Source organism: Rhodanobacter ginsengisoli (assembly GCF_042657065.1).
Lineage (GTDB): Bacteria > Pseudomonadota > Gammaproteobacteria > Xanthomonadales > Rhodanobacteraceae > Rhodanobacter > Rhodanobacter ginsengisoli.
This window is the reverse complement of record NZ_JBHSNF010000001.1, coordinates 1,276,119-1,301,970: the sequence shown is the minus strand read 5'-3', so window position 1 is coordinate 1,301,970 and position 25,852 is coordinate 1,276,119. Positions and strand designations below refer to the sequence as shown.

At 67.0% G+C, this 25,852-nt stretch carries 33 protein-coding genes and 1 tRNA gene; 19 read left to right on the top strand and 15 right to left on the bottom strand.

Annotation, left to right across the window (positions count from 1 at the left end):
• Positions 1-12: 12 nt before the first annotated feature.
• A complete protein-coding gene (locus ACFPPA_RS05940) occupies positions 13-738 on the bottom strand; it encodes an FKBP-type peptidyl-prolyl cis-trans isomerase (protein WP_377318214.1) in 726 nt (241 codons plus the stop codon).
• A 163-nt stretch (positions 739-901) separates the two neighbouring features.
• Between ACFPPA_RS05940 and ACFPPA_RS05935 the strand changes: the two genes are divergently transcribed.
• Entirely contained in the window at positions 902-1,684 is a 783-nt protein-coding gene (locus ACFPPA_RS05935) for an enoyl-CoA hydratase/isomerase family protein (RefSeq protein WP_377318212.1), read from the top strand.
• Positions 1,685-1,733: 49 nt separating this feature from the next.
• Here the strand turns inward: ACFPPA_RS05935 and ACFPPA_RS05930 are convergent, their stop codons facing one another.
• From ACFPPA_RS05930 to ACFPPA_RS05910, 5 genes are all read right to left on the bottom strand, one after another.
• On the bottom strand, positions 1,734-2,639 hold the full coding sequence (locus ACFPPA_RS05930; RefSeq protein WP_377318210.1) for a DUF1684 domain-containing protein: 906 nt from the start codon (positions 2,637-2,639) through the stop codon (positions 1,734-1,736).
• Between the two features lie 34 nt (positions 2,640-2,673).
• Positions 2,674-4,485, bottom strand: coding sequence for a DNA mismatch repair endonuclease MutL (gene mutL / locus ACFPPA_RS05925; RefSeq protein WP_377318208.1), 1,812 nt, complete (start codon positions 4,483-4,485; stop codon positions 2,674-2,676).
• Positions 4,486-4,546: 61 nt separating this feature from the next.
• Positions 4,547-6,016, bottom strand: a complete 1,470-nt coding sequence (locus ACFPPA_RS05920) for an N-acetylmuramoyl-L-alanine amidase (protein ID WP_377318206.1) — start codon at positions 6,014-6,016, stop codon at positions 4,547-4,549.
• A gap of 182 nt (positions 6,017-6,198) precedes the next feature.
• A complete protein-coding gene (tsaE, locus tag ACFPPA_RS05915) occupies positions 6,199-6,702 on the bottom strand; it encodes a tRNA (adenosine(37)-N6)-threonylcarbamoyltransferase complex ATPase subunit type 1 TsaE (protein WP_377318204.1) in 504 nt (167 codons plus the stop codon).
• Entirely contained in the window at positions 6,695-8,194 is a 1,500-nt protein-coding gene (locus ACFPPA_RS05910; RefSeq protein ID WP_377318202.1) for an NAD(P)H-hydrate dehydratase, read from the bottom strand. The genes tsaE and ACFPPA_RS05910 overlap by 8 nt, the downstream gene beginning before the upstream one ends.
• A gap of 15 nt (positions 8,195-8,209) precedes the next feature.
• On the opposite strand from ACFPPA_RS05910, the gene queG reads away from it, so the two are divergent.
• Positions 8,210-9,307: a tRNA epoxyqueuosine(34) reductase QueG gene (gene queG, locus ACFPPA_RS05905; RefSeq protein ID WP_377318200.1), complete on the top strand. Its 1,098-nt coding sequence runs from the start codon at positions 8,210-8,212 to the stop codon at positions 9,305-9,307.
• Positions 9,308-9,326: 19 nt separating this feature from the next.
• Here queG and panD read toward each other — a convergent pair whose 3' ends face one another.
• The 5 genes from panD to pcnB form a co-directional block, all read right to left on the bottom strand.
• The gene (panD, locus tag ACFPPA_RS05900; RefSeq protein WP_377318198.1) at positions 9,327-9,713 is read right to left on the bottom strand and encodes an aspartate 1-decarboxylase; all 387 of its coding nucleotides are present in this window, start codon (positions 9,711-9,713) and stop codon (positions 9,327-9,329) included.
• A gap of 97 nt (positions 9,714-9,810) precedes the next feature.
• Positions 9,811-10,656 (bottom strand): pantoate--beta-alanine ligase, encoded by an 846-nt coding sequence (gene panC, locus ACFPPA_RS05895; protein ID WP_377318196.1) that lies wholly within the window; start codon positions 10,654-10,656, stop codon positions 9,811-9,813.
• Positions 10,657-10,674: 18 nt separating this feature from the next.
• Positions 10,675-11,505: a 3-methyl-2-oxobutanoate hydroxymethyltransferase gene (gene panB, locus ACFPPA_RS05890; protein ID WP_377318194.1), complete on the bottom strand. Its 831-nt coding sequence runs from the start codon at positions 11,503-11,505 to the stop codon at positions 10,675-10,677.
• 54 nt (positions 11,506-11,559) lie between these two features.
• Complete coding sequence (folK, locus tag ACFPPA_RS05885) at positions 11,560-12,036, bottom strand: 2-amino-4-hydroxy-6-hydroxymethyldihydropteridine diphosphokinase (RefSeq protein ID WP_377318192.1); 477 nt, start codon at positions 12,034-12,036, stop codon at positions 11,560-11,562.
• Entirely contained in the window at positions 12,033-13,391 is a 1,359-nt protein-coding gene (pcnB, locus tag ACFPPA_RS05880) for a polynucleotide adenylyltransferase PcnB (RefSeq protein ID WP_377318190.1), read from the bottom strand. Before pcnB ends, folK begins: the two co-directional genes overlap by 4 nt.
• 192 nt (positions 13,392-13,583) lie before the next feature.
• Between pcnB and ACFPPA_RS05875 the strand changes: the two genes are divergently transcribed.
• Positions 13,584-13,659, top strand: a tRNA-Glu gene (locus ACFPPA_RS05875).
• A 235-nt stretch (positions 13,660-13,894) separates the two neighbouring features.
• Positions 13,895-14,218, top strand: a complete 324-nt coding sequence (gene fdxA / locus ACFPPA_RS05870) for a ferredoxin FdxA (RefSeq protein WP_377318188.1) — start codon at positions 13,895-13,897, stop codon at positions 14,216-14,218.
• A gap of 76 nt (positions 14,219-14,294) precedes the next feature.
• On the opposite strand, the gene ACFPPA_RS05865 is transcribed toward fdxA, so the two are convergent.
• Both ACFPPA_RS05865 and dapA read right to left on the bottom strand, forming a co-directional pair.
• Positions 14,295-14,885, bottom strand: coding sequence for a hypothetical protein (locus tag ACFPPA_RS05865; RefSeq protein ID WP_377318186.1), 591 nt, complete (start codon positions 14,883-14,885; stop codon positions 14,295-14,297).
• Between the two features lie 34 nt (positions 14,886-14,919).
• On the bottom strand, positions 14,920-15,816 hold the full coding sequence (gene dapA / locus ACFPPA_RS05860; RefSeq protein WP_377318184.1) for a 4-hydroxy-tetrahydrodipicolinate synthase: 897 nt from the start codon (positions 15,814-15,816) through the stop codon (positions 14,920-14,922).
• 126 nt (positions 15,817-15,942) lie between these two features.
• Between dapA and ACFPPA_RS05855 the strand changes: the two genes are divergently transcribed.
• Together ACFPPA_RS05855 and ACFPPA_RS05850 are read left to right on the top strand one after the other, a co-directional pair.
• Entirely contained in the window at positions 15,943-16,518 is a 576-nt protein-coding gene (locus tag ACFPPA_RS05855; protein WP_377318182.1) for a glycine cleavage system transcriptional repressor, read from the top strand.
• A gap of 240 nt (positions 16,519-16,758) precedes the next feature.
• On the top strand, positions 16,759-17,220 hold the full coding sequence (locus tag ACFPPA_RS05850) for a peroxiredoxin (RefSeq protein ID WP_377318180.1): 462 nt from the start codon (positions 16,759-16,761) through the stop codon (positions 17,218-17,220).
• Between the two features lie 295 nt (positions 17,221-17,515).
• On the opposite strand, the gene ACFPPA_RS05845 is transcribed toward ACFPPA_RS05850, so the two are convergent.
• Together ACFPPA_RS05845 and ACFPPA_RS05840 are read right to left on the bottom strand one after the other, a co-directional pair.
• On the bottom strand, positions 17,516-17,824 hold the full coding sequence (locus ACFPPA_RS05845) for a hypothetical protein (protein ID WP_377318178.1): 309 nt from the start codon (positions 17,822-17,824) through the stop codon (positions 17,516-17,518).
• A gap of 19 nt (positions 17,825-17,843) precedes the next feature.
• Positions 17,844-18,329 carry a helix-turn-helix domain-containing protein gene (locus ACFPPA_RS05840; protein ID WP_377318176.1) on the bottom strand — a complete coding sequence of 162 codons (486 nt, stop codon included), beginning with the start codon at positions 18,327-18,329 and terminating at the stop codon, positions 17,844-17,846.
• A gap of 148 nt (positions 18,330-18,477) precedes the next feature.
• Between ACFPPA_RS05840 and ACFPPA_RS05835 the strand changes: the two genes are divergently transcribed.
• The 13 genes from ACFPPA_RS05835 (at position 18,478) to ACFPPA_RS05775 (ending at position 25,852) form a co-directional block, all read left to right on the top strand.
• Positions 18,478-18,834, top strand: a complete 357-nt coding sequence (locus ACFPPA_RS05835) for a helix-turn-helix domain-containing protein (RefSeq protein ID WP_377318174.1) — start codon at positions 18,478-18,480, stop codon at positions 18,832-18,834.
• 2 nt (positions 18,835-18,836) lie between these two features.
• Positions 18,837-19,223, top strand: a complete 387-nt coding sequence (locus ACFPPA_RS05830; RefSeq protein WP_377318172.1) for a hypothetical protein — start codon at positions 18,837-18,839, stop codon at positions 19,221-19,223.
• A gap of 56 nt (positions 19,224-19,279) precedes the next feature.
• A complete protein-coding gene (locus ACFPPA_RS05825) occupies positions 19,280-19,672 on the top strand; it encodes a hypothetical protein (RefSeq protein ID WP_377318170.1) in 393 nt (130 codons plus the stop codon).
• Positions 19,669-19,929: a hypothetical protein gene (locus ACFPPA_RS05820; RefSeq protein ID WP_377318168.1), complete on the top strand. Its 261-nt coding sequence runs from the start codon at positions 19,669-19,671 to the stop codon at positions 19,927-19,929. The genes ACFPPA_RS05825 and ACFPPA_RS05820 overlap by 4 nt, the downstream gene beginning before the upstream one ends.
• Entirely contained in the window at positions 19,922-21,877 is a 1,956-nt protein-coding gene (locus ACFPPA_RS05815; RefSeq protein ID WP_377318166.1) for a transposase domain-containing protein, read from the top strand. The genes ACFPPA_RS05820 and ACFPPA_RS05815 overlap by 8 nt, the downstream gene beginning before the upstream one ends.
• A gap of 74 nt (positions 21,878-21,951) precedes the next feature.
• Positions 21,952-22,917: an AAA family ATPase gene (locus tag ACFPPA_RS05810; protein ID WP_377318164.1), complete on the top strand. Its 966-nt coding sequence runs from the start codon at positions 21,952-21,954 to the stop codon at positions 22,915-22,917.
• A complete protein-coding gene (locus tag ACFPPA_RS05805) occupies positions 22,914-23,258 on the top strand; it encodes a hypothetical protein (protein ID WP_377318162.1) in 345 nt (114 codons plus the stop codon). The genes ACFPPA_RS05810 and ACFPPA_RS05805 overlap by 4 nt, the downstream gene beginning before the upstream one ends.
• 9 nt (positions 23,259-23,267) lie before the next feature.
• Complete coding sequence (locus tag ACFPPA_RS05800; protein ID WP_377318160.1) at positions 23,268-23,636, top strand: hypothetical protein; 369 nt, start codon at positions 23,268-23,270, stop codon at positions 23,634-23,636.
• Complete coding sequence (locus ACFPPA_RS05795; RefSeq protein ID WP_377318158.1) at positions 23,633-23,953, top strand: hypothetical protein; 321 nt, start codon at positions 23,633-23,635, stop codon at positions 23,951-23,953. The genes ACFPPA_RS05800 and ACFPPA_RS05795 overlap by 4 nt, the downstream gene beginning before the upstream one ends.
• A 3-nt stretch (positions 23,954-23,956) precedes the next feature.
• Positions 23,957-24,379 carry a hypothetical protein gene (locus ACFPPA_RS05790; RefSeq protein WP_377318156.1) on the top strand — a complete coding sequence of 141 codons (423 nt, stop codon included), beginning with the start codon at positions 23,957-23,959 and terminating at the stop codon, positions 24,377-24,379.
• On the top strand, positions 24,376-25,071 hold the full coding sequence (locus ACFPPA_RS05785; protein ID WP_377318154.1) for a hypothetical protein: 696 nt from the start codon (positions 24,376-24,378) through the stop codon (positions 25,069-25,071). Before ACFPPA_RS05790 ends, ACFPPA_RS05785 begins: the two co-directional genes overlap by 4 nt.
• Positions 25,068-25,241 carry a hypothetical protein gene (locus ACFPPA_RS05780; protein WP_377318152.1) on the top strand — a complete coding sequence of 58 codons (174 nt, stop codon included), beginning with the start codon at positions 25,068-25,070 and terminating at the stop codon, positions 25,239-25,241. Before ACFPPA_RS05785 ends, ACFPPA_RS05780 begins: the two co-directional genes overlap by 4 nt.
• Positions 25,238-25,852, top strand: a complete 615-nt coding sequence (locus ACFPPA_RS05775; protein ID WP_377318150.1) for a DUF3164 family protein — start codon at positions 25,238-25,240, stop codon at positions 25,850-25,852. The genes ACFPPA_RS05780 and ACFPPA_RS05775 overlap by 4 nt, the downstream gene beginning before the upstream one ends.

Sequence of the window (25,852 nt, the reverse complement as noted above, 5' to 3'; positions counted from 1 at the left end):
CACCGGCGAGGCTCAGGGCTGAGCAGCATCGGGCTTGATGGCGAGCAGCTGGATCTCGAACATCAACGCCTCGTTCGGGCCTATCCGCGGCAACGCGCCGGTCTCGCCGTAAGCCAGTTGCGGCGGAATCACCACCTTCCAGCGATCGCCCACATGCATGCGCGGGATCACGTCCTGCCAGCCGCGAATCACCTTGTCCACAGTGAAGCTGACTGGTGCCCCGTGTGCCCAGGTGCTGTCGAATTCGGTACCGTCGATCAGCATGCCGCGATAGTTGACCACCACGGTGCTGGTCACCCTGGGACTGACCGTACCGCTGCCCTTTTTCAGTACCGAGTACTGGATGCCGGAGGGCAACTGCACCACACCCGGCTGCGTTCGGTTGTGCGCCATGAAGGCCGCACTCTTGCGCGCGTTGAGCGCCGCGATGCGCTTGAACTCGGCCAGCGCATCGGCATGCATCTGCTCGGTGAGGCGCTGCAGTTGTTGATGCATGTCCTGCATCGACACGGTCGGCTGGCGCTTGGCGTAGGCATCCTGGATCGCCCGCAGCAGCACGGGAATTTCCACGTCCGGCTTGCCGTCGGCGAACTGGCTGCCGATCTGGTAGCCGATCGCATACGACAGCTTGACCTTGTCCGGCTTTGGGCTCGCCACCGCGGCCGCGGCATGATTTTGCGCTTGCGCCGCGCCACCCAGCAGCAGGCCGCCGAACAACAAGCCTTGCAGATATGTCATGCCATTTGCCATCGAGTCCTGCCTGTCACCATGGTGATTCCCTGCGGGTCATCCTAAGCGGTTGGCGCCCGTCGTGCAGCGCAGGCGCACGGCCTTGAGAAACCCGCCGACGACAAAGGTTCCCGCTGCTACCATCGCACCCCTGCATTCACCGGAGCCGCTCATGGCCTATCGCAATCTGGAAATCAGCAATCGCGGCGCCGTGCGCACGATCGTCGTCAATCGCCCCGACAAGCTCAACGCACTGAACCGCGACACCCTCAACGAGCTGACCCTGGCCTTTGCCCAAGCCGCGCAGGATGACGCCGTGCGCGCCGTGGTGCTGACCGGCGCGGGCGAAAAGGCGTTTGTCGCGGGCGCCGACATCGCCGAGATGAACGGCTATACGCCGGTGCAGGCACAGGGTTTCTCGCGTACCGGCCAGCGCCTGATGAGCTCGATCGAGCGGCTCGGCAAGCCGGTGGTCGCACGCATCCAGGGTTTTGCGCTCGGCGGCGGCATGGAGCTGGCGATGGCCTGCCATCTGCGCGTGGCCAGCGAGAAGGCGAAGTTCGGCCAGCCGGAAATCAACCTCGGCCTGATCCCCGGCTTCGGCGGGACCCAGCGCCTGCTGCGCCTGGCCGGACGCGCCGCCGCACTGGAGCTGTGCCTGACCGGTGCCACGATCCCTGCGCAGCGGGCGTACGAACTGGGCATCGTCAATCGGGTGGTCGCCTCCGACGCCCTCGACGATGCGGTGAACACGCTGGCCGACCAGCTCGCCGCGGCCGCGCCGCTGGCCGCGGCGGGGATTCTCGACGCCGTGCTGCAGGGTGGCGAAACCGCGCTCGATCAGGGCCTGGAGTTCGAGACGCAGGGCTTTGCGCTGGCGTTCTCCACCGAGGACATGCGCGAGGGCACGACTGCGTTTCTGGAAAAGCGCAAGGCGGAGTTCAACGGCCGCTGAGCAGCGTGGTGGGAGCGGCCCCAGCCGCTCCCACAAAAAGCCGTGAAGCTCAGTGATGCCCGCCCCGATAATTCTTTTCGCCCGCGGTCACCCGCATGTCCAGCCGATTTTCCGGCGGCGCCAGCGGACAGGTCGCGAACGGAGTGAACGCGCAGGGCGGGTTGTAGGCCTTGTTGAAATCCAGCACCACCTTGCCGTCCTTCGGCGGGTCGACGTAGAGGAACCGCGCGGCGCCGTAGGTCTCCTTGCCGCTGGTGCGATCGGCGAACACGACGAAATACTGCTTGTCGCCCGGCACCTCGATCACCGGCAGCAGCTCGAAATGCCTGCCGTCGTGGCTGAACTCGAGTTTGCCGGGCACCGGATACTTGTCGATCGTGCCGATCACCGAGCCCATCTCCAGCGTCTCGCCCGGCGCGGCCGGCACCCAGGTCGCCTCGAAGCGCCATGCCGGATCGATCGGGAAGGAATCGATGCCCAGGAAATGCTTGCGCGCGGGGGCCTCGCTGTCCTTCACCCGCAGCCCCTTGCGGCCGTCGCGGTCGATCGCGTAGAAGCTCGCCGTGCCGAAGCTCACCGTGGTCGGCGTGGCCTCGCCGGCATGCGCATCGTCGACCAGCACGGACGTCCGCAGCGGCTTGCCGTCGATCAGCGCACCACTGTCCGCGCTCAGGGTCAGCTGCATGCTGCCGTCGCTGGCGAGATGCACGACACCCAGATGTTTCGGCCCGGTCGTCAGCACGATGTCGTTGTCGCCGGCACTGCCGACACGGTTGTCACCGTGCCTGAGCCACTCCAGTCCGATCAGGCTCAACCAGCCGTCCGGCGCGGTCAGGCGTTCGACCCGGCCGGCATGCCACTGTTCGATGCTTTGCTGATAACTGTCGGTGGTGGCGGCGTGCACGGTGGCAACTCCCAGAATGGCGGCGGCAACAAGCAGGTGTGGGCGAATCATCGACATCTCCAGCGGAACGGTTTCCGAAAGCGCATCAACGGCCGCGCATGAACAGCTTGTCGAGCTCGGCCAGACTCAGCTGGATCCAGGTCGGACGCCCATGGTTGCATTGTCCGGAGCGTTCGGTGGCTTCCATCTCGCGCAGCAGCGCATTCATTTCGGGGAGGCCCAGCCGCCGTCCGGCACGCACCGATCCATGGCAGGCCATGGTCGAGAGCAGTTCGTTCTCCAGCTCCTGCAGTCGCCGCGAACTGCCGTGCTGGGCCAGCTCGGACAACACGTCGCGACTGAGCTGGGCCACGTCGGCGCCTTCCAGCAGGGCCGGGATACGCCGCACCACGATGGTGGTCGGGCCGCTGCGCGACAACTCCAGCCCCCAGTCGGCCAGCGCCTCGGCATGCTCCTCGGCCGCCGCGGCCTCCTTCGCGCTGACCGCGATGCCCTGCGGCACCAGCAGCATCTGCGAGCGCAGGTTGCTGCCTGCCCGGCCGGATTTCAGCTTTTCGTAGGTGATCCGCTCGTGTGCCGCGTGCATGTCGACCAGGATCAGGCCATGCGCGTTCTCGGCCAGCACGAAGATGCTCTTCAGCTGGGCGATCGCGAAACCCAGCGGCGGTATCTCGCCGTCTTCGGCCGGCGGCATCGGTACGGCAGAGCGATCCGCCAACGGCGCCGATTCACCCAGCAGGGTGGCATAGCCGGCCAGCGGCGCATCGCGCACGCCCAGGTTCAGCCGGTTCTGGCTGAACTGGCCCGACCATCCCGTCGCCATCGCCGGGGCGGCGGACGCGTAAGCCGCAGGCGCGAGCGGCATGGCCGACGGACCCGGCAGCGGGTTCAGCCCGGCCCGCGTCTGTGCCAGCGCCTCGTGCAGGGTCCGGAACAGGAAATCGTGCACCAGCCGCTGCTCGCGGAAACGCACTTCCTGCTTGGCCGGATGCACGTTCACGTCCACGCCGGCCGGATCGAGTTCCAGGTACAGCACGAACGCGGCGTGACGGCCATGGAACAGCACATCCGCGTACGCCTGGCGCACCGCGTGCGCAACGATGCGGTCGCGCACCAGCCGGCCATTGACGTAGAAGTACTGCGAGTCGGCCTGCGCCCGCGAGGCGGTCGGCAGGCCCACCCAGCCGGACAGATGCAGCCCGGCCATGGCGTGATCGATACGCAGGCTCTGCGCCGGAAATTCCTCGCCGAGCACTTCGGCCACCCGCTGCAGCGCCGCCTGCTCGTCGCGCGCGCTCTTCCAGATGCGCACCGGCCTGCCGTTGTGGCTGAGCCGGAACTCGACCGAACGGCGCGCCAGCGCCAGCGACTTCAGCAAGTCGTCGATATGGGCGAACTCGGTACGCTCGGCGCGCATGAATTTCCGCCGCGCCGGCACGTTGTAGAACAGGTCGCGCACCTCCACGCTGGTGCCCGGCGGGTGCTGTGCCGGACGCGCCGCCTGCAGCTTGCCGCCATCGACTTCGATGCGAAACGCGGCATCCTGATCGGGTACCCGCGAGGTCAGCGCGAAGCGCGATACCGACGACACCGACGCCAGCGCCTCGCCACGAAAGCCCATGCTGGCCACGTGTTCCAGATCATCGAAGCTGCCGATCTTGCTGGTCGCGTGGGAGGCCACTGCCAGCGGCAATTCGTCGACATGGATGCCGCCGCCGTCGTCGCGCACGCGGATCAGTCGCGCGCCGCCGGCCTCGATGTCTACTTCGATGCGGGTGGCACCGGCATCGAGGCTGTTCTCGACCAGTTCCTTGACCACCGAGGACGGCCGCTCGATTACCTCGCCGGCGGCGATCTGGTTGATGAGTTCGGGAGGGAGCAAACGGATGACGGTCATCCGCCAACTTTAGCAGCGAACGAGGCGGCGCCTTCGACCCGGCACCGCGATCCAGCGGCGGTCAGCCGGCGGGAATGGTCAGCACCGCGCCGGCGTGGACCGTGTTGCTGTTCATCTGGTTGGCATTCTTGAGCGCGCCGACGCTGACGCCATACTGCCGCGCGATGCTGCTCAGGCTTTCGCCGCGCCCGACCTTGTGGATGTCCGCATGCGAGGAGGCCTGGCCGGCGGCCGCGACGGTCGCCCTGCCCGCGCCGGCATCCCCGCGGGACGCCAGCTCGACGTCGTTGCGGCGCACGGCCTGGGCCGCGAACCAGGTTCCCGGTGGCGGCGTGGACTCGAAGTAATTCTTCACGCCCCCCATCACCGCTTCGGCGAGCTGCTTCTGGTGGGCCGGATCACGCAACTTGCGTTCTTCGGCCGGATTGCTGATGAATGCCGTCTCGACCAGGATCGACGGGACATCCGGCGAGCGCAGCACCACGAAATTGGCGCGCTCGACATAGCCTCGATGGGTCGGTCCCAACCTGGCCAGCGCCTTCAGCACGTTGCCGGCGACCTCGTCACTGGCCTGCATCGCCCAGCCTTGCTGCAGATCGAGCAGGACCTTGGCCAGACCGTCGTCCTTGTCATCCAGCGTGGTACCGCCGATCAGGTCGGCCCGGTTCTGGCCATCGGCGAGCCAGCGCGCGGCCATGCTGGTCTTGCCACGCGGCGACAGCACCCACACCGACGAGCCCTTGGCGTCGTCACTGGTGAATGAGTCGGCGTGAATCGACACGAACAGGTCGGCGTTGTTTTCGCGGGCGATCTGATAGCGCTGCTTGAGCGGAATATAGATATCGCTGTTGCGGGTCAGCACGGCCTTCATGCCCGGCTGACGATTGATCTCCGCCGCCAGATCACGGGCGACCGCCAGCGTGACATTCTTTTCCAGCGTACCGCCCGGGCCATGCGCGCCCTGATCCTTGCCGCCATGCCCGGCGTCGATCGCCACCACCACCTGGCGCTGGCCATTGAGCATCGCGGCAGCCTGTTCGGCGGCCACCCGACCGCTATGCGTGGGATTGCTGTACTGCGGGATCACGGTCGCCGCCGGCGCGAGCCTGGCGACATGGCCACCGGCCTTTTTTCCGCCGGGATACAGGTCCAGCACCAGACGATAGTCCCTGCCGCTGTTCGGCTTGAGCACAAAGCTTTTCAGGCGACTGGCGGGATCCACCCTGGCGGTCAGCAGCAAGCGGTCGCCGAAGCGGGCATGGCTCATGCCCCGATACAGGCCCTGCGCGGCCGGATCGGAAAAATCGCGGGTCGCCCGGCTATCGGGCAGGTCGATCACGATCTCGCCGCCCTTCTGGCTGATCGTGTAGTGCAACGGGCCGGTGGCATCGAGCACCAGGCGCGTATATTCCGAACCCGCCCAGACCCGGGCATCCTTCAGCTCGGCCGCCCGAGTCGCACCCATAGGGGCGATGGCCGCGATGAACGCGACAGCGGCGAGTCCGCAAAGATTGTTCAGGTAGCCGGTCATGAGCCGCATTGAAACGCAGCCATTGATCGAATGCAAGAGGTTTTCCCTTGAATATCCATAACCTGCAGGCCATTCATCAGGCCGCGTCAAGTTATCGACCGCAAGTCACGCTTTACGAACAGATCATTGCCCGGATCGCCCCATCGGCAATTTATCAAGCGGAATTCGGCACTTAGCCGCGCTCAACCCAGCCGCGCCAGCATCCGCTCGCCGCGTGGAGTGAAGGCGCGCAGCAGCGCCCGGCGCCCGTGTTCGGCATAGTCCAGGCGCAACTCGAGATCCATCGCGGGCAGTGCACCGGCGCCACGTTCGGGCCATTCCACCAGAATCAGCGCGGACGGATCGGCCAGTGCATCCAGGCCCAGCCACTCCAGTTCGGCGGGATCGGCGATCCGGTAGAGATCCAGGTGCCAGGCCGGTCGATCGCGGGTGGTATAGCCCTCGACCAAGCTGTAGGTCGGGCTCTTGATCCGCTCGCCCGCCCCCAGGGCGGTCAGCAGGGCCCGCGCAAAACTGGTCTTGCCGGCGCCCAGCGGACCCTGCAGGTAGATCACCAGTCCCTCATCCAGCGCGTTCGCCAGCCGGGTGCCCAGTGCCGCCGTGGCCGCCTCGTCCGCCAGCGAGCATTCCCGGCCGAACTCGATGTGACCCGGTGTCCCGCGACCCGTCCCGCTCCGCTCAACCATGCTCGCCCCCGCCACCGGGCATGCCGTTGCCCAGCGCACGCAACGGCGCCAGCAGATCACTGGCCAGCAGGCCGCGTTCGCCCTGCTGCGCGGCGAGGTCACCGGCGCGCGCATGCAGCCCCACGCCGAGGCCGGCCGCCTGCCACGGCGTGCAGCCTTGCGCCAGCAGCGCCGCGACGATGCCGGTGAGCAGGTCGCCCATGCCGGCCGAAGCCATGCCCGGATTGCCCCAGGGACAGACGTCCAGACGTCCGTCCGGATCGGCGATCAGGCTGCCGGCACCTTTCAATACCACCACCGCGGCATAGCGACGGGACAGCTCGCGCACGGCCGCGAAGCGATCGCGTTCGATTTCGGCGGTGGATATCCCGAGCAGCCGCGCCGCCTCGCCGGGATGCGGCGTCAGGACGGTCGGCGTGCCGAACTGGCGCGGTTCGCGCGCCAGCAGGTTCAGGCCGTCGGCATCGAGCACCAGCGGCTTGTTCGCGTCGAGCGCGGTCAGCCACAACGCATGCCCCCAGGCAGCCTGGCCCAGGCCCGGCCCGAGCGCCAGCACGCTGGCGCGTTCCAGCAGGGGCGCCAGCGTCTGCGGACCATCGACACCACGCACCATCAATTCCGGTCGCGTCGCATTCAGCGCGAACCCATGCTCGGCACGGGTCGCCACGCTGACCAGGCCGGCACCGGCGCGCAGCGCCGATTCGCCGGCCAGCCGCGCCGCACCGGCCATGCCGTAGTCACCGCCAATCACCAGCACGTGGCCATGGTTGCCCTTGTTGGCGTAACGCGCCCGCGCCGGCAAGGCCGCCGCCGCCAGCAATTGCGCATCCGGCCGGACGTGTTCGTAAACGCTGTCGGGCACACCGAGGCCGGCCAGCTCGAGCACGCCGACCTGATCGGCGGCACGACCGGTATGCAGCCCGCGTTTGCCGGCGATGAAGCTGACCGTGACATCGGCACGGATGGCCGTGCCGGGACAGTCGCCCGTGTCGCTGTTCAATCCGCTGGGCACGTCCAGTGCCAGCACCGGCAAACCGCTGCGATTGATCTGCTCGATCAACCGCGCCGCACCCGCTTCGGGTGCACGATTGAGTCCGATGCCATACAGCGCATCGACGTGCAATTCGGCCTCCGGCAGCAGGGCCTGCGCATCCCACAACTGCACTCGCCCCGCCCCAGCCTGCCATGCCTCGCGCGCCTTTGCCGCATCGCCGTGCGAGGTCGACCCAAGCGCCACCAGCTCGACCTGCAGGCCGGCCTCGTGGGCCAGCACGCCGAGCAGGAAGCCGTCGCCACCGTTGTTGCCGGGGCCGCAATGAATGCAGATCCGCCGCGCCTGCGGCCAGTGCCGTCGCAGGCTGTTCAGCGCGGCGCTCGCCGCGCGGTACATCAGCTCCTGTCCGGAGATGCCGAGAGCCGCCAGCGCCGCGCGATCGAGCAGGCGCAGTTGTTCGACGGTATACAGATCGCGATGGCAAGGATGAGCGGACATGCGCGAATTATAGGCATGGGCCACGCTTACAATAGGCGGATGCCCACGGCCAGCCCATCCAGCCCACCCGACTATGCCGTCCTGGCGCGCGACATCAAGCGCTGGGCGATCGAGTTGGGCTTTGCCGAGGCGGGCATCAGCGGCACCGATCTGGGCGAGGATGAAGGACACCTGGAACGCTGGCTCGAGCACGGTCACCACGGCGAGATGGACTACATGGCCCGCCACGGCACGCGGCGCAGCCGGCCGGCCGAACTGGAGCCGGGGACGCAACGGATCATCTCGGTGCGCATGGATTACATCCCGCCCGGCACCGCCAACGCGTGGGGCGTGCTCGAGGATGCCGAGGCCGGCTATGTGTCGCGCTACGCGCTGGGTCGCGATTACCACAAGCTGATGCGCAACCGGCTGCAGAAGCTGGCCGGGCGCATCCATGCGGTGGTCGGCGACTTCGGCTACCGGGCGTACGTGGACTCCGCGCCCGTGCTGGAGAAAGCACTCGCGCGCAATGCCGGGCTGGGCTGGATCGGCAAGCATACGGTGCTGATCAACCGCCGCGCCGGCTCGTATTTCTTTCTCGGCGAGCTGTATACCGACCTGCCGCTGCCGGTCGACGCACCGGCCAGCGCGCACTGCGGCAGCTGCAGCCGCTGCATCGAGATCTGTCCCACCCAGGCGATCCTCGGGCCGTATCGGCTGGATGCGAAGCGCTGCATTTCCTATCTCACGATCGAACTCAAGGGCAGCATTCCGGAGGACCTGCGCGTTCCGATCGGCAACCGCATCTTCGGCTGCGACGACTGCCAGCTGATTTGCCCGTGGAACAAGTTCGCGCAGCACACCACCGAACCCGACTTCGCGCCCCGGCACAGTCTGGACGGTGCCAGGCTGGTCGAGCTGTTCGGCTGGAGCGAGGACGAATTCCTCAAGCGCACCGAGGGCATGGCGATCCGCCGCACCGGCTACGAGGGCTGGCTGCGCAACATCGCGGTGGCGTTGGGCAATGCGCCGCCCTCAGTGCAGGCTCGCGCGGCGCTCGACGCGCGCGCCGATCACCCTTCGCCGATCGTGCGCGAGCATGTGGCGTGGGCGCTGGCCAGGCAGCAACGCTGAGCGCCGCGGATGGACCGGCTCAGACCGCCGCCATCTGCTTGGGAATCGAGCGATTGGTGTGCGAGATGCCGTTGTTCGCGTCGGCGTAGACCAGGGTCGGCTGGAACTTCTCCAGCTCGGCCTCGTTGAGCTGGGCGAAGGCCGCGATGATGATCAGGTCCCCGGTCTGCGCACTGCGCGCGGCGCTGCCGTTGACCGAGATGATCCCGGAACCTTCCTCGGCACGCAGCGCATAGGTGACGAAGCGCTGGCCGCTGTTGACGTTCCAGGCGTGGATCTGCTCGTACTCACGAATGCCCGACGCATCCAGCAGCAAGCCGTCGATCGCGATCGAGCCTTCGTAGTGCAGCTCGGCATGGGTCACCGTCGCGCGGTGGATCTTGGCCTTGAGCATGTTCAGGAGCATGACGTTCTTTCCCGCAGGATTCTGCAAAGTCGGCAATTATCGAGCCGATGACGCTGCACCGCAACATCAACGGCATCCATCAGGATATGTGGACAGCTCAATCGAACAGCAAGTTGTCGATCAGGCGGGTGTTGCCCAGGCGCGCCGCAATCAGGGCGACGAGGCCTTCACGCTGACCCTCGGCCGGTCCGGCGAGGTCATCGGCGCAACGAATCGCCACGTAGTCGGGCACGAAGCCGGCACGCAGCAGGCGCGCGGCGGCGGTCTGCTCGATGACCTGCCAGGGATGGCCCTTGTCCAGCAGTTCGCGCATCTTCAGCAGGGTATCGTGAATCAGCGGCGCCCGTTCGCGCTCGGCAGCGGACAGATACTGGTTGCGCGAGCTCAGCGCCAGCCCGTCGTCGGCGCGCAACGTGGCTGCCGCCATCACCTTCACCGGCAGCGACAGATCGCGCACCATCCGCTCGATCACCTTCAGTTGCTGATAGTCCTTCTGGCCGAACACCGCGACATCCGGCTGCACCAGATTGAACAGCTTGCACACCACCGTGGCGACGCCGTCGAAGTGTCCCGGCCGGTGCGCACCCTCCAGCATGCTGGTGATCTGCGGCACGCGCAGGCTGACGCTGTGTTCGGCACCGAACGGATAGATCGTCGCCACATCCGGTGCAAACAGCAGGTCGCAGTCCTGCTCGGCCAGCGCGGCCTGATCCTGCGCCAGCGTGCGCGGATAGCGTTCGAAGTCCTCGTTCGGACCGAACTGGGTGGGGTTCACGAACACGCTGGCCACGACCCGATCGGTGCGCGCGCGCGCCAACTTGATCAGCGACTGATGACCTGCGTGCAGATTGCCCATGGTCGGCACGAAACCGACCGTCTGGCCGTTGGCGCGCCAGCCGCGAATCGCGGCACGCAAGGCGGGGGCGTCCTGTACGGTCTGCATGGTGCGCTGACTCGCTGCTCAGTTGAAACAGTGCTCGGGGGCCGGGAAGGCGCCACTGCGCACATCCTCGGCGTACGCGGCGATGGCCGCCGCGACAGAGTCGTGCCCGGCCAGGAAATCCTTGCTGAACTTCGGACGCTTGCCCGGGGTGATGCCGAGCATGTCGTGGATCACCAGCACCTGGCCGTCGCAATGCGGGCCGGCACCGATGCCTATGACCGGTATCGTCAGTGCCCCGGTCACCCGCCGGCCCAGTTCGACCGGCACACCTTCCACCACCAGCAGATCCGCTCCGGCCGCCTGCACCGCCAGCGCCTCGGCCAGTACGCGGTCCGCCGCGGCCTGCTCGCGCCCCTGGATGCGGAAGCCGCCGAACTTGTGCACCGACTGCGGCGTCAGCCCCAGGTGCGCGCAGACCGGGATCGCGCGCGCCGTCAGGGCGGCGATCGCCTCGAGAATGTGCGGCGCGGCGCCTTCGATCTTCACCATCGCCGCACCCGCCTCACCGACCAGCCGCGCACCGGCTTCGAGCACATGGCCGATGTCGCGATCGGCCATGAACGGCAGATCCGCCACCAGCAGCGTCGCCGACAGTCCGCGGGCGACCGCCGCGGTGTGATAGACCATGTGCTCGAGCGTCACCGGCAGCGTGCTGCGATGCCCCTGCACCACCATGCCGAGCGAATCGCCGACCAGCGCGATATCGACCCCGGCAGCCTCCAACTGCCACGCAAAGCTGGCGTCATAGGCGGTCAGCATCACGATGCGACGCCCCTGCGCCTTCATCGCCAGCAGGCCCGGCACGGTAACCGGCTTGCGCTCGGGGACACTGGCGTTCTGCACGTACACGGCAATTCCTGAAGTGGTGGAAGCGGCAATTATCCGGCGCAGCGGGAGGATCGCTCAAGGCAATCTTTCGCAACCGGCCAGATCGAGCCGGGCCAGCAGCTGCGCCACCGTGCCGCCAGGCAACGGCAGCGTCGGCGCGAGATCATGCAGCGGCAGCAATACGAACGCGCGTTCGGCCATGCGCGGGTGTGGCAGGGTCAGTCGGGGGTCGTCCAGTTGTACGCCCTCCATGTGCAGCAGATCCAGATCCAGGATGCGCGGTCCGTTGCGCGCGGCACGGATCCGACCGGCATTCTTTTCGATCTCGAGCAGCGCTTCGAGCAGGGCATGCGGCGAAAGCGCCGTTTCCAGCTGTGCCGCGGCATTGATGAAAGGTGGCTGCTCCAGCACGCCCCACGGCGGCGTGAGGTAGAACGCCGAGCGCTGCAACAGATGGGTGTCGGGCAGCTTCGCCAGGGCCTCCATGGCATCGAGCAACTGCTGCTGCGGGTCGCCGAGGTTGCTGCCCAGCGCGACGTACGCCAGGGTCACACGGGGCCTGGCTTGTCGCCCGGACCGCGTCGCCGCCGGCGCGGTCGCGGTGGCTTGCGTGCCGCGGGCACCGGCAGATGGTCGCTGGCGGCGCTGCCGCCGCCCGCCGGCAGCGCCGCGGCGAGCACGTCCTGCGGCAACTGCTGGGCATGCGCCCACCACTGGCCCAGCTCTCGCAGCGCCGGTGATTCATCGGCACGCAGCAGCAGGAAGTCGAACGCGGCACGGAACCGCGGGTGGGTCATCAGGCGGAACACCCGCTTGCGCTGGATCTGCTCGAAGCGCGGTTGCAGCGACCAGATTTCCTCCATGGTGAAGGTAAACCGGCGCGGGATCGCCACCCGCTGGCACTGCTCGCCGACCACGTGGGCCGCGGCCCGCGCCCATGCCTCGTTGCTGTCCTGGCCGCGTGCGATCGAGTGATGCGCCCGGTCGCGCACCTCGCCCCACAGCAGCACCGCAAACAGGAACGCCGGCGTGACCGACTTGCCCTCGGCAATCCGCGCATCGGTGTTTTCCAGACCGCGCTCGACCAGCGAGCGCAACGCCTCGTCACCGCGCTCGAGCGCCCGTGCCGTGGCCGGAAACAGGAATTTCAGCAGGCCGCTGTGTTCCAGCATGCGGAAGCTCTTCAGGCCGTTGCCGCTGAGGAACATCTTCAGCGACTCGTCGAACAGCCGTGCAGGAGCGGCATCCGCCAGCAGTGGCCCGAGGGACTCGAACGGTGCCATCGCGGCCGTGTCGATGCGCATCTCCAGCTTGGCCGCCAGCCGCGCCGCGCGCAGCATCCGCACTGGATCCTCCTGGTAACGCACATCCGGATCGCCGATCAGGCGCAGCACACGATCCTGCAGATCCTGCATGCCGCCCACGTAGTCACGGACCGAGAAATCGCTGATGTCGTAGTACATCGCATTGACGCGGAAGTCGCGCCGTATCGCGTCCTCCTCGATCGTGCCCCAGATGTTGTCGCGCACGATCCGGCCATCGACGATATGCCGGTCGCCCTCGCCGCCCTCCTCGCCGAGTCCGCGGAAGGTGGCCACCTCGATGATCTCCGGACCGAACACCACATGGGCCAGGCGGAAGCGCCGACCGATCAGGCGACAGTTGCGGAACAGCTTCTTCACCTCGTCCGGCGTCGCGTCGGTGGCGACGTCGAAATCCTTCGGTTGCACGCCAAGCAGCAGGTCCCGAACGGCGCCGCCGACCAGGTAGGCGGTGTAACCAGCCTCGTTCAGTCGGTACAGCACGCGCAGCGCCGCCTTGCTGATGTTCTTGCGCGAGATGATGTGCTGGTCGCGCGGAATGATCCGCAGCGTCGGCGTGATGTCGGTCCTTGATTGGAGATTCAAGCGGTCGGAATCCTTGCGGGGCGAAGCCGCCCTGGTGGTTGCGATAGGTTGCGATGCCCAGCATCGCCGATCGCCCCGCAGCATGGCAATGACGCGTACCGGCGGGGCATGCTTCGAACGGTGCAGGCCGATGCAGGTCGAGCATTGCCGTACGAAACAATTCCGTTATACTAGCGCGCCTCGCAGCATAACGCTCCCTTCGTCTAGTGGCCTAGGACACTGCCCTCTCAAGGCGGGAACACGAGTTCGAGTCTCGTAGGGAGCACCACTGCTTGTGCAATCTTCCATGATTGCCGCTATCTGGAAGGGTCTCGGCGATTTTCGGCTCCTGGCCACTGGCCGGACCAGAAGCGGCCATCCATGGCCGCACTTCTCATGGCATGTGCGATCGTCCATGATCGCGGCAATCGACACAGCGGCCGGCGGCTTGCAGCTGTCCTCCGGCAGGTGGAGATCAGAAGCGGCCATCGATGGCCGCACTCTTCACAAAGGCAGGCAATCCCATGACTTTTGTCGTCATCGACAACTGCATCAAGTGCAAATACACCGATTGCGTCGAGGTCTGCCCGGTCGACGCCTTCCATGAAGGCCCCAACTTCCTGGTGATCGACCCGGACGAGTGCATCGACTGCACCCTGTGCGAACCCGAGTGCCCGATCAACGCGATCTATCCGGAGGACGATGTCCCGGCCGGTCAGGAAGCGTTCGTGGCGCTCAATGCCGACCTGGCCAAGGGCTGGCCCGTGATTACCGAACGCAAGGATGCCCCGGCCGACGCCAAGGACTGGGAAGGCAAGCCGGACAAGCTGAAGCTGCTGCAGCGCTGAGTTTCAACCACTGCACACAAACGACAACGCCGCCTCGAGGGCGGCGTTGTCGTTTGTGCCGAGCGGGTTGGGAAACTCAGCTGCCCAGACGCGACTTCAACGTATCGATGACCTTGGCCACCGCGGCGGCATTGCCCTGCGCGCGCACTTCGCTGCCATCCGTGCCGCTGGCGCTGATGCTGACCTGCACCTGATCGGAAGCACCACCCGGGGCGCTGGCCGAGTCGCTCTTGCCATGACCGAACAGCCGACCGAAGAACCCCTTCTTCTTTTGCTGTGCGAGGGCGGCGGGAACGTTCAGGGTATAGCTGTGCGCAGCGTCATCGTGGCTGGCCAACTGCCCGAGAGCGCCGCCCTCGAGCACTTGGCCCACGCGGCGATAGGTGTCGTCGACGCTGCCGGTCAGCACGAAGCCATCGGCAATCTGACCATCGGCCGCGCTGACCCGGGCAACCGCGCCATTGGCGGTCGGCAGGTTCGCGCCGGGCGGCGGAATCACCAGCGCCTCGCTGGTGGAAGGACGGTCCAGGCTCGGCGGAATTTCCAGCGGAGCTTCCTGCTGGGCGGTCTCCCACGCCTTGTGCGAACGGAACATGCCGCAGCCGGAAAGCAGCAAGCCACTGAGGGCCACAGCCGGCAAGGCCACGAGGAGAGAGGTTTTCTTCATGTAATCAGTTTCCGTGAGATAAGTCAGGCAACCGTCAACCGGCCACAGTCGCCAAGGATGCCAGACTGGACAGCGCTTGGTGCAATCGGGCGCGATCCGGACCGTCGTTCAGTTCCACCAGCGGCAGTCTCGGCAACCCCAGACCCAGCCCCAAAACGGGCATTCCCGCCTTGACCGCGATCGGATTCGGTGCGCAATCCAGTGCCTCAAGCAACGGTCCGAGTGCAGCATGACAGCGTGCCGTGGCTGCGTCATCGCCAGCGGTGGCCGCATCGCACAACGCCCGGAATGCCTGCGGCACCAGATTGGCCACCACCGAGATGGTTCCGGCCGCACCGGCCAGCATCGCTTCGCCGGCACTGCCGTCGTCACCGGACAGATAGACGAAATCCGGGCGCACAAGTTCCGCCAGCGCCAGTATCCGTTCGCGATCGCTGCGCGCCTCCTTGATCCCGATGATCGCCGGATGATCGCGCAGCGCCGCCACGGTCTCCGGCAGCAGATCACACCCGGTGCGGCTGGGCACGTTGTAGAGCACCACCGGCAAGCCACCGTGCTCGGCAACCTCGAGGTAATGCCGGCGCAGGCCTTCCTGGGTCGGACGCACGTAATACGGCACCACCACCAGCGCCGCATCGGCGCCCAGATCCCGGGCCCGCCGGGTCAGCGCCACCGTCTTGGCCGTGCCCGCCTCGCCGGTGCCGGCAAGCACCGGCACCCGGCCGGCCACATGTTCGAGCGCAAAGGCCAGCAGACGATCGAACTCGTCGTGTTCGAGCATGTGCGCCTCGCCGGTGGAACCGGCCACCACCAGCGCCTGGGTGCCGCCGGCAAGCTGGTAATCGAGCAGGCGGGCGAATGCCTCGAGGTCAAGTGCACCGTCGGCGGCAAACGGAGTAACCAGCGCGCAGATGCTTCCGCGAATGTTCAAGACTCGATTCCGCTACAGGGCAAGCCATGCATGTTACTTGCCGCCTCGCGAGGCGGGCAAGTAAGCTCGATCGGAGTAATCTCAGGCGTCCGCGTCACGCGGGCTCACGCACACAGGCAGCCCTTCTTGAAACCCTCTTCCGGAACCTCCCCCGCTTCCGCGCGTTCGGGCAACGACAACCAGTTGCTGATCCAGGCGCTGACGCCGGCGAACAAATCGCCGCTGCTGGCACTGGCCAGGCGGATCGCCGACGCCGGCTGCAACCTGTCCGAATCGCGCGTGTCGACCATCGGCACCGAAATCTCGCTGATGCTGCTGGCCAGCGGTGCGTGGGACGCGCTGGCCAAACTGGAGACCGCGCTGACCAAGCTGGCCCGCGACGAGAGCCTGCGACTGGTGCATTACCGCACCGGCCCGCGCGAGAACAGCTCGCATCTGCTGCCGTACCTGGTGGAAGTGGTGGCGGGCGACCGGCCCGGCATCGTGGTCCGGATCGTGGAGTTCTTCACCCAGCACGGCATCAGCGTCGAGCAACTCAATTCCACCCGTTACCACGCGATGCAGACCGGCGCGGAAATGTTCCAGGCCCAGTTCACCATCGGTATCCCGGCGGAGATCCACATTGCCGCGTTGCGCGACGACTTTCTCGAACTGTGCGACGGCCTGAATCTCGATGCGATCATGGACCCGGTCAAATTCTGAGCATCGCGCGATCGCGATCCCCTGACAAGGGCTGTCATCCGCCTCCCCGCACGCGCTAGTCTGTACCCGTGACCTTGCCGGAGGATGTGGTGTTGCAGCCAGCATGTCGATTCACGCCGATCGCATCGGGCGCAGCAGGGCGCCCTGCCACTTCCGCCGCAGCACTGCTCCATCACGGTCCGTTTGCCCTCTCCCTTTCCAACCACGACCACGGCACCTCATCGCCGTGCAGGATCAGTCATGCCCGATATCGGCAAAAAGGTACCTCCGCTCAAGGGTTTTCTCGGTGATGGCAGCGAACTGAAGCTCGCCAGCCTCAAGGGCCAATGGGTCGTGGTCTATTTCTATCCCAGGGACAGCACGCCCGGCTGCACCACCGAAGCCGGGGACTTCCGCGATCTCCACCCGCAATTCCGCCAGCGCCACGCCCAGGTCATCGGCGTGTCTCGCGACTCGCAGAAATCGCATGCCAACTTCGCCGCGAAACAGCAGCTGCCGTTCCCGCTGGTGTCCGATCCCGACGAGACGTGGTGCCAGGCATTCGACGTGATCCACGAGAAAGTGCTCTACGGCAAGCGCCACATGGGCGTCGTCCGCAGCACCTTCCTGATCGATCCCGATGGGAAGCTGGCCCGTGAATGGCGCGGCGTGAAAGTGCCCGGCCACGCCCAGGCCGTACTCGACGCCATCCCCGCCCCGTGAGCACCCTGTCGACCATGGCCTTCACCCGCGCCAGGGACCGGTCCGCCACCGGCAATCAACGCTACTGTGCGGGGACACGGGGTTTGAGGAATCGGGACATGACGGGTCATAGCGGGATGGAGTGGGACGAAACCCAGCAACGGCGCGGCTTTGAGAGCTCATCCATCATACCTTCCGAGAGAGAGTGAAGGTTTGCAAAATCAGGCCGAACTTGGGCCGACAGACAGTAGGTTTGCAAAATGAAGCCGGCCAGTGCGCCGGCTTCATGCGTCTTTGAAAGCCGTTTAACCGACACTCAACGAGCGGGCGGCGCACCAGGTGGATCGCAAGCCGCGTCGAGCGCGGCGCCCAGGTGTTCGAGGCGGCCGACCAGCTGCTCCAGCTGGTCCAGGTCGAGGCTTGTGATCGCCTCGCCGCCGGCGTTATAGACGAAGGCATCCAGGTGAGCTTGGAGGCTGTATCGCGCGGCGGTCAGCCGTGCATGCTGCATCAGCGCCTTGCGCCTGGCCGTGCCAAGCGGCCCCTGGCGACGGTGGATGCGTGGAGTGTCGGGCATCCTGGCGTCGGCCAGGAGCCTCCTGATGTGCGCAATGCGATCCGACATGTCTACCCCCTGTAGTTGATCAGGCCGCGAATGCGCGCGCGAAGCGCAACACCTTGGCCTCCGGCAGCCCTTCCACCAATAGCTCATAGATCAGGGTGACCAGCTCGGCGTGCTTGCCGGGGGGCAGTTCCTTCTCGCCGAGTGCCTCGGTGGCGAGCTGCAGGGCGATCTTCAAATCGTCGCGTCTCAAGGGCTGCGAAGGCTCATCCGACGCCCACTTGCCGGGTGGCTCCTCCACACGGTTCGGCCTGGCTACGTACATGTCGCCCTCGCCCGTGGCCAGCCAGTCCAGCCGCACGCCCTTGACCACCGCCAGCTTCGCCAACGGCGGAAATGATGGCGTGCCGCCCTTTTCGTACCGGGCCAGCTGGTCCGTGGACATGCCGGCCACTGTTGCCGCTTCTGTGCGGCTTTTGAACAAGCCGATCAGCGCGGAAATGCGGCATTCAAGTTCCGGGGCGGGAACTTGGCTGGCGCGTTCAAGTTCGCTTCCAGCATTCAACATAGAAAAATCTTCCGGAGAATCATCAATTTATGGCATGTGCCGCGCATGAGCGGCCCTGGTCGAACTTGAATGCCGCTTATGTGCTTGACAGTGCCGCGGATATGCGTACTATCTACGTCGCAGATATCGCCAAGGGGAAACGCGCCACATGTCCACCGCCACGGCCCAAAAAAAGCCAGTCATCACCGACTGGCACGCTGCCGACATCGTTGCAGCACTGCGGAAGAAAGGCTGGTCGCTGCAACAGCTCGCGCTGTTCCACGGCTACGCCAGCCGCACATCGCTCGCCAAAGCCCTCGCCCAGCCGTACCCGAAGGCAGAGCAGATCATCGCCGAAGCCCTGGGCATCGAGGCCCGCGAGATCTGGCCGACCCGCTACAACGCCGACGGCACCACCAACCGCACGCGCGGCATGAAGCCCATGCGCCCGGAACACATCCGCATTGTGTCCAAGGCTACCACTGTGGCGCGCGGCGGCAATCCGCAAAACCGGCAGGGCCATTAGACATGGCCGCCATCTACGACAGCCTGGCCCGGGCGAACGGGCGGGGATTAGCCGGTGAGTGCCCCGCGACGGTAGACGCGAAAACCCCGTTTCCATTTCCTGCAGTGCGTGAGTCGGTTTGCCGCGTGGCGGCGGGCGTGCAGGCGCGTGCTACCGCGCCGGCGCTGACTCATCTGGCCGATGCGAGCGCACAACTCTTTCCTCTCGATGCCGTGCTGTACAACCGGCACGACATTGCAGGCACGCCGCGCGGCTCCACATGGCGCGTGTTCTGGGGCTTCGGCGACGAGCGTTACCTGGGCTGTGATGATACCGGCGAGGTCACCATCCGCACGGTCGCCGAGCTGGTCGATCGCAGCCAGTGGCAACAGCTGGGGGTGCTGTTGTGACCCGCCGGGCCGTAGGGGCGGCCTTTTCCGGTGATCTGTTCGAGATCCCGCAACCCGTGTCGCCGCAGCCTGGCTCGCTGGACTTCCGCGTCCTGGTCAGCGAGCTGATCGCCACCATGCTGGCCGATGCGCACAAGGCCGGGCTGGACCGCCACGAAGTGGCCGCGCGCGCCAGCCGGCTCACCGGCAAGGACGTGACCAAGAACATGCTCGACGGCTACACGGCGCCGGCGCGGGAGGAGTTCAACTGCCCGCTGTGGCTGGCGCCGGTGCTGGAAATCGTCTGCTGCAGCACGGTGCTGGCCAGCTGGCACGCCAGCGTACATGGCGGCCGCGTGAGCGTCGGCGCCGAGACCCTGGATTCCGAGATCGGCCGTGTCATGCGCGAGCGCGAGCTGGCGGATGCGCGGCTGCGCGAGCTGAAAGATCTGCGCCGGAGGGTCAAATGATGGGCGACCTTCTCAACGATGTGGATGCGGCTCGCCGTTGGATTGACGCGCGCGCGGCATTCTTCAAGGCCAAAGAGAAGTATCACGCCGCGAGCGCCGCGCTTCATGTTGCTCGTATCGAGCTCGCGGCGGCGAACAAACTGGCGTGCGAAAGCAACCCGGGACGCGAAGACCTGTTCGCCTGGTTCGATCCCATTTACGGAGATCGGGACCTGATCCTTGCCGCTGTCAGCGACCAGGGGAATGCCAATGGCTGACGGCACCGCACACGATCGCTGGTACTCCGCCGCCGAACTCGCCGGCCTGGCTGGCTTGCCCAGCACGCCGCAGAACGTCACCTCGCGCGCCCGGCGCGAGAGCTGGCAGTCGCGTGCCCGCAGCGGCCGCGGCGGTGGTAACGAGTACGCTTTTTCCAGCCTGCCGCCGGTCACACAGGCCGCGCTGCTTCTGCGCGATCGCCCGACGCCGCTGGCCATGCGCCGCCGCAACACCCTGGCGCCCAGCGATGCGCACTTGCGCAGCGTATGGCAGCGCTATGAAGCCGCGAAACAGCCGATGAAAGACGTGGCCGCGATGCGCCTGCAGGCGCTGGACGCGGTCGCCAGCCTGGTGCGCGGCGGCACGCCGCTGATGGACGCACGGCAGATCGTCGCCGAACAGCTGCAGCGCGATGGCGTGCGCGGCGGCAGCGCCGCCAGCATTGCGCGCTGGCAGCAGGATGTGGCGCAGGCGGACCGAAAGGACTGGCTTGCGCTGCTGCTGCCGCACTACGCCGGCCGCACCAACACGGCCGAGATCGAGCCCGAAGCCTGGGAGCTGTTCAAGGCTGACTACCTGCGCCAGGAGCAGCCCACCGCCAGCAGCTGCTACGACCGCCTGGTGCGCATCGCTGCCGGCCGCGGCTGGGAGCTGCCCAGCCTCAAGACCTTCACCCGCCGGATCATCCGCGAGCTGCCGCGCGCCGTGCGCGTGTTGGCGCGAGAGGGCGAAGAGGCGCTGGCCAAGACCTACCCCGCGCAGGAGCGTGACCGCTCCATGCTGGAGGCGCTCGACGGCGTCAACGCCGACGGCCACCGTTGGGACATCAACGTGCGGTTTCCCGATGGCAGCATTGGCCGGCCGTGCATCCTCGGCTGGCAAGACCTGGGCCGCGGCAAATTGCTGGCGTGGCGCCTGGGCGATCACGAAAACAGCGACATGGTGCGGCTGAGCTTCGGCGACATGGTGCGCCAGTACGGCGTGCCCGGCAGCGTGTACCTGGACAACGGCCGCGCCTTCGCCAGCAAATGGATGACCGGCGGCACGCCGAACCGCTACCGCTTCAAGGTGCGCGAGGAAGACCCCACCGGCCTGATCACCGCGCTGGTCGGCGCCGACAACGTGCACTGGGTCACCCCGTACCACGGCCAGGCCAAGCCGATCGAGCGCATGTGGCGCGACTTCTGCGACCGCATCGCGCGGCACCCGGCGTTCGCCGGCGCCTACGTCGGCAACAACGTGGCCAACAAGCCCGAGAACTACGGCAGCCGCGTCGTCGAGTGGGCCGAGTTCGAGCGCACCGTGAACAGCGAGATCCACGCCCACAACGCCCGCGTCGGCCGGCAGTTGAAATCCTGCGCCGGCCGCAGCTTCGACGAAGCGTTCGCCGAGAGCTATGCCCGCATCACCGTGCGCAAGGTCAGCGAGGAACAGCTGCGCCTGCTGCTGCTTGCAGCCGAGGCCGTCACGGCCAGCCCGATCGACGGCAGCGTGCGCCTCGCCGGCAACCGCTACTGGACCGAGGCGCTCAGCGAGCATGCCGGCCGCAAGCTGGTGCTGCGCGTCGACCCCTGGCACCTGCAGGGCGTGGCGCACGTCTACGCGCTGGACGGCACCTACATCGCCGGCGCCGAGTGCGTCGCCGCGGTCGGCTTCGCCGACGTCAACGCCGCGCGCGAACACGCCCGCGGCAAGAAGCAATACAAGCGCGCCGCCAAGGACATGCTCGCCGCCGAGCGCCTGATGGATGCCGCCGCGGTCGCCGCGCAGCTGCCCGACATGATGCCGCCCGAGTCGATCGCCGCCAGCGTCGTGGCGCCAGTTTTCGGCCTGCACGCGAAGAAACCCGAACCGCTGCCCGCGCGCGCCACCGGCACCGACGGCCCGAGCGCGCTCGACCTGCTCATGTTCCAGCGCGCGCAGCGCATGAAGGAGGACCAGCTTTAAGAAGGCGCTGCGGCGGTGTTCTAGCACCGCCGCAGCTGGGATGCAGCACCACTCACCACAAGGGGCAACACGCAATGAATGACACCGCAACCGTAACCGCAATCTATCAGGGCGACGCCGACCTGCGCGACCAGGTCAAGGCCGTCATGGCGCGCGAGAAGCGCCTCAGCCAGGTCATCGTGGCGAAAGAAGCCGGCATCAGCGCGGCCACGCTCAACCAGTGGCTGGCCGGCAAGTACCAGGGCGACAACGAAGGCATCGACGCCAAGCTGCGCATCTGGCTGGATGCCGACATGGCGCGGCGTGCCGCCGGCGGCACGATGCCAGAAGCGCCGAGCTTCGTCGTCACGCCCACCGCAGCCCGCATCCTCGGCGCGTTGGCCTACGCGCAGATGGCCGGCGACATCGCCGTCATCCACGGCAATGCCGGAGTCAGCAAGACCAGCACCGGCAAACACTATGGCGAATCCAGCCCGAACGTGTGGATCGCCACCATGTCGCCCAGCACCGCCGGCGTGGTCACGGCACTGGAGGAGGTCTGCGACGCGCTCGGCCTGTCGCCGGGCGGTGGCGCCCGCAAGATGATGAAAGCCATCTGCCGCCGCGTGCGCGATACCCACGGCCTGCTGATCATCGACGAATCGCAGCACCTGTCGGTGCCGGCGCTCGATGAGCTTCGCAGCATCCACGACGCCACCAGCATCGGCCTCGCCCTGGTCGGCAATGACGGCGTGTTCGCGCGCATGGCCGGCGGCCGCAACGCCCAGCAGCTCGACCGCCTGTACAGCCGCGTCGGCAAGCGGTTGCGCCTGCAACAGAGCACCGAGGCCGACATCGTCGCCCTGATCAAGGCGTGGGGCATCACCGACAGCAAGTGCCACCCCACGCTGATCCAGATCGCGCGCGGCGCCGGCGCGCTGCGCACGCTCACCAAGACCCTGCGCCTGGCCAGCATGTACGCCGCCGCCGAAGGCCGCACCGTGTGCTGCGAAGACGTGCGCGCGGCCGCCAGCGAGCTGATGTCCGGGGGTGAGAAGTGAGCGGGCTGGCCACAGCCGTACTGACCGGCGATGCCGCCTACCTGGTCGCCGTGCAGGCCGAGCTGCTCACCAGCTCCAACGGGCGCGATATCTATCGGCTCAAGACGCCGGATCTGCGCATCGGCGTGTACGACGGCCCGAGCCGGAAGCTGGTGATCTTCGACGGTCCCGCGCTGGTGGCGGTGACGATGGCGGAGCTCGCCGAGCCGGCTGCGCCGGAAAAACCGCTGATGACGATGGCCGACGGAAGGGCGCCTACCGCGAAGGACGCCAAGCGCGTCGCCGAGGTGGTGGAACGGCGATTGCGCCCCGTCGTCATCGACCCGCCCAGCCGCCTCTGAGGTAATGCCATGCACACCGACACGAACAGCAACAACCTGACGCCCGATGCGGTGCTGGCGGTATTGCAGACCTGTGTCGGTGAAGCCAACGGCGTTACCGCCGAGCAGCTGGTGCACGCGGTCACGGGTCGGCATGTCGATGCCGACAAGCGCCGCCTGCGCCAGATCATCGAAGCGCTGAGCACCGCGGGACATCGCGTCTGTGCGCATCCGCTGCATGGCTACTACCTCGCGGCAAACGACGAAGAACTGGACCGGGCCTGCGTTTTCCTGCTTGGCCGCGCCATGACAACCCTCCGCCGGGTAAGCGCCATGAAGCGCGTCGCCCTGCCGGACCTGTACGGGCAGCTGGGGCTGCCCCTGGAGTCCACACCATGAATGTATTGAAGAGCGTTCAAAAGGCCATTGCGCTGCGCCTGAGCAAGCAGAGCAACGAAACCCTGGACAGCCTGCGCCGGGCCGAGAAGTGCATCCTGTTCCTGCACATGCACGGCTGCACCGTGCAGAACGTCAGCGTGCGCCGCGACCACATCGTGATCGACATCGACCAGCCCGGCACCTGGCTCACCGGCAGCATCTTCATCCGCCGCGTACACGGCTCGATGCGCGAGCTGCACCGTGTGGCCCGGGTGATGGGCTGCCAGGTGCAGTGGGTCGAGCGCGAAGCGCACGTGCTGCTGCAGAGGGAGGGCTGAGCCATGCGGATCCACTTCGAGGATCACGGCCAGGACTTCCTCACCTGGCAGCTCGACAACAACGGCATCGTGGTCGACAGCTCGCCGTTCCAAGCAGATCTCTGGTGCGGCGTGGAGGTCGACAAGCCCGGCATGCTCAAGGTGGGTGGCCTGGTGTCTTGCAGGCACCCGAACTACGTTCTGACGACGACGCTCCGCTACCCGATAGCCGCGATCGAACCGGACATGACCGCCGAGGCATTCACCGCCAAATACCCGGTGGGCACGGCATGCCGCTATTACCCGATCGCGGGCAGTGCCAAACACCGCAAGACCAAGACCCGCTCCGAAGCCTGGGCGCTTGGTCACGGCGCCGTGATCGTGAAGATCGAAGGCAGCACCGGCGGCGTCGACATCAACCACCTGGTGATGGAGCCCGCGCCATGAACCTCACCAACGCCATCCGCAAGGCGCTCCAGGATTCCGGCGCGCCGCTGACCATTGACCAGCTGATGGAGCAGCTGCCCGACGATGCCGACCGCCACACCGTCGGCTCGCGCTGCCGCGGGCTCAAGCAGGCGGGCGAGATCATCGCCCAGATGGAGGACGGCAAGGTGGCTTATGCCTGGGTGGGCGGCCGGCGCCTTGACGATCGTGTGCGAACGCTCACCGAGCGCATCCGCGAGCTGCTGCGCGCTGCCGCCGCGCCGATGACCGCCGCCGAGGTGTGCGCGGCGCTGCCCGACGACAAGGACCAGAGCATCCAGTCGCTGCTCAGCCAGCTCGCACGCGCCGGTGCTTTGTCCACCGTGACGGCGGGCGGTCGCAAGCTGGCGTATTGCATCGCGGACAAGGGCGGCGTGTCGGTGGCCGTGAACGTGGGCAACGTCACGACCTCGGCGGCGCCCGCGCCTGCGCCCGCCGCGCCTGCCACGCCGGCATCGCCGCGCGAGACCAGGCCCAAGGTTGCCGTGACAAGCGACCAGGCCAGTGCGCTCGACCGTGCCGTGTTCATGGCCGAAAACGCGCGCGAAGCCTACGTGCTGTCCAAGGTCGACGACGACGTCTACACCTGGCTGCAGGAAAGCGTGCGCGCCGCGTGCGCCGCGCGCGATGCGTTTGCGGGCGGTGCGAAATGACCGTCCGTGACACCACCCTCCCGCCGCTGCTGGCCCGCAGCCAGCGCGCGCCACTCGATGACGACGACGAGCTGCCGCCCTGGCTCGGCGAGCGCCTGCGCGACGCCACCCATGACATTCACCGCGCCGCCTTTGAAGCGGCGCTCGATTCCAAGGACGCCACACCATGACAGACACCACCATCCCCGCGGGCCACCGGCGCGACGCCAAGGGCCGCCTGGTCCCGGAGGCTCAGATCAAGCCCATCGACCGCACCCGCGACGAGCTGGTGCACGAGCTGTACGTCAAGGCCGAGGCGCTGAACAAGGCCATGCGCGAATTCAAGCTGGCAGCGTTCGCCGACATCGCGGCGTTCGTGGACCTGTCCGCAGGCGAGTACGGCGTCAGCCTGGGCGGCAACAAGGGCAACGTGCAGCTGCTCAGCTTCGACGGAGAGCTGCGCATCCAGCGCGCGATCGCAGAACGCATCGTGTTCGACGAGCGTCTGCAGGCGGCGAAGGAACTGATCGACGAATGCTTGACCGAGTGGACGGTCGACGCCCGGCCAGAGATCGCGCTGCTGGTACAGGACGCGTTCCGCGTCGACAGTGCCGGCAACATCCGCACCGGCAACGTGCTGGCGCTCAAGCGCCTGGCGATCGAGGACGAGCGCTGGAAGCGCGCGATGGAAGCCATCGGCGACGCCGTGCAGGTCGTGGGCAGCACCAGCTACGTCCGCTTCTACCGCCGCCAGGCCAACGGCAGCTACCAGGCGCTGAGCCTGGACCTTTCGGGGGTGTGA

What these genes read in the sequence shown, in the direction of transcription:
- ACFPPA_RS05940 (WP_377318214.1), bottom strand. Translation starts at nt 738, where the DNA reads ATGACATATCTGCAAGGCTTGTTGTTCGGCGGCCTGCTGCTGGGTGGC.
- ACFPPA_RS05935 (WP_377318212.1), top strand. Translation starts at nt 902, where the DNA reads ATGGCCTATCGCAATCTGGAAATCAGCAATCGCGGCGCCGTGCGCACG.
- ACFPPA_RS05930 (WP_377318210.1), bottom strand. Translation starts at nt 2,639, where the DNA reads ATGATTCGCCCACACCTGCTTGTTGCCGCCGCCATTCTGGGAGTTGCC.
- mutL (WP_377318208.1), bottom strand. Translation starts at nt 4,485, where the DNA reads ATGACCGTCATCCGTTTGCTCCCTCCCGAACTCATCAACCAGATCGCC.
- ACFPPA_RS05920 (WP_377318206.1), bottom strand. Translation starts at nt 6,016, where the DNA reads ATGACCGGCTACCTGAACAATCTTTGCGGACTCGCCGCTGTCGCGTTC.
- tsaE (WP_377318204.1), bottom strand. Translation starts at nt 6,702, where the DNA reads ATGGTTGAGCGGAGCGGGACGGGTCGCGGGACACCGGGTCACATCGAG.
- ACFPPA_RS05910 (WP_377318202.1), bottom strand. Translation starts at nt 8,194, where the DNA reads ATGTCCGCTCATCCTTGCCATCGCGATCTGTATACCGTCGAACAACTG.
- queG (WP_377318200.1), top strand. Translation starts at nt 8,210, where the DNA reads ATGGGCCACGCTTACAATAGGCGGATGCCCACGGCCAGCCCATCCAGC.
- panD (WP_377318198.1), bottom strand. Translation starts at nt 9,713, where the DNA reads ATGCTCCTGAACATGCTCAAGGCCAAGATCCACCGCGCGACGGTGACC.
- panC (WP_377318196.1), bottom strand. Translation starts at nt 10,656, where the DNA reads ATGCAGACCGTACAGGACGCCCCCGCCTTGCGTGCCGCGATTCGCGGC.
- fdxA (WP_377318188.1), top strand. Translation starts at nt 13,895, where the DNA reads ATGACTTTTGTCGTCATCGACAACTGCATCAAGTGCAAATACACCGAT.
- ACFPPA_RS05865 (WP_377318186.1), bottom strand. Translation starts at nt 14,885, where the DNA reads ATGAAGAAAACCTCTCTCCTCGTGGCCTTGCCGGCTGTGGCCCTCAGT.
- ACFPPA_RS05850 (WP_377318180.1), top strand. Translation starts at nt 16,759, where the DNA reads ATGCCCGATATCGGCAAAAAGGTACCTCCGCTCAAGGGTTTTCTCGGT.
- ACFPPA_RS05845 (WP_377318178.1), bottom strand. Translation starts at nt 17,824, where the DNA reads ATGTCGGATCGCATTGCGCACATCAGGAGGCTCCTGGCCGACGCCAGG.
- ACFPPA_RS05840 (WP_377318176.1), bottom strand. Translation starts at nt 18,329, where the DNA reads ATGTTGAATGCTGGAAGCGAACTTGAACGCGCCAGCCAAGTTCCCGCC.
- ACFPPA_RS05835 (WP_377318174.1), top strand. Translation starts at nt 18,478, where the DNA reads ATGTCCACCGCCACGGCCCAAAAAAAGCCAGTCATCACCGACTGGCAC.
- ACFPPA_RS05830 (WP_377318172.1), top strand. Translation starts at nt 18,837, where the DNA reads ATGGCCGCCATCTACGACAGCCTGGCCCGGGCGAACGGGCGGGGATTA.
- ACFPPA_RS05820 (WP_377318168.1), top strand. Translation starts at nt 19,669, where the DNA reads ATGATGGGCGACCTTCTCAACGATGTGGATGCGGCTCGCCGTTGGATT.
- ACFPPA_RS05815 (WP_377318166.1), top strand. Translation starts at nt 19,922, where the DNA reads ATGGCTGACGGCACCGCACACGATCGCTGGTACTCCGCCGCCGAACTC.
- ACFPPA_RS05810 (WP_377318164.1), top strand. Translation starts at nt 21,952, where the DNA reads ATGAATGACACCGCAACCGTAACCGCAATCTATCAGGGCGACGCCGAC.
- ACFPPA_RS05800 (WP_377318160.1), top strand. Translation starts at nt 23,268, where the DNA reads ATGCACACCGACACGAACAGCAACAACCTGACGCCCGATGCGGTGCTG.
- ACFPPA_RS05795 (WP_377318158.1), top strand. Translation starts at nt 23,633, where the DNA reads ATGAATGTATTGAAGAGCGTTCAAAAGGCCATTGCGCTGCGCCTGAGC.
- ACFPPA_RS05790 (WP_377318156.1), top strand. Translation starts at nt 23,957, where the DNA reads ATGCGGATCCACTTCGAGGATCACGGCCAGGACTTCCTCACCTGGCAG.
- ACFPPA_RS05785 (WP_377318154.1), top strand. Translation starts at nt 24,376, where the DNA reads ATGAACCTCACCAACGCCATCCGCAAGGCGCTCCAGGATTCCGGCGCG.
- ACFPPA_RS05780 (WP_377318152.1), top strand. Translation starts at nt 25,068, where the DNA reads ATGACCGTCCGTGACACCACCCTCCCGCCGCTGCTGGCCCGCAGCCAG.
- ACFPPA_RS05775 (WP_377318150.1), top strand. Translation starts at nt 25,238, where the DNA reads ATGACAGACACCACCATCCCCGCGGGCCACCGGCGCGACGCCAAGGGC.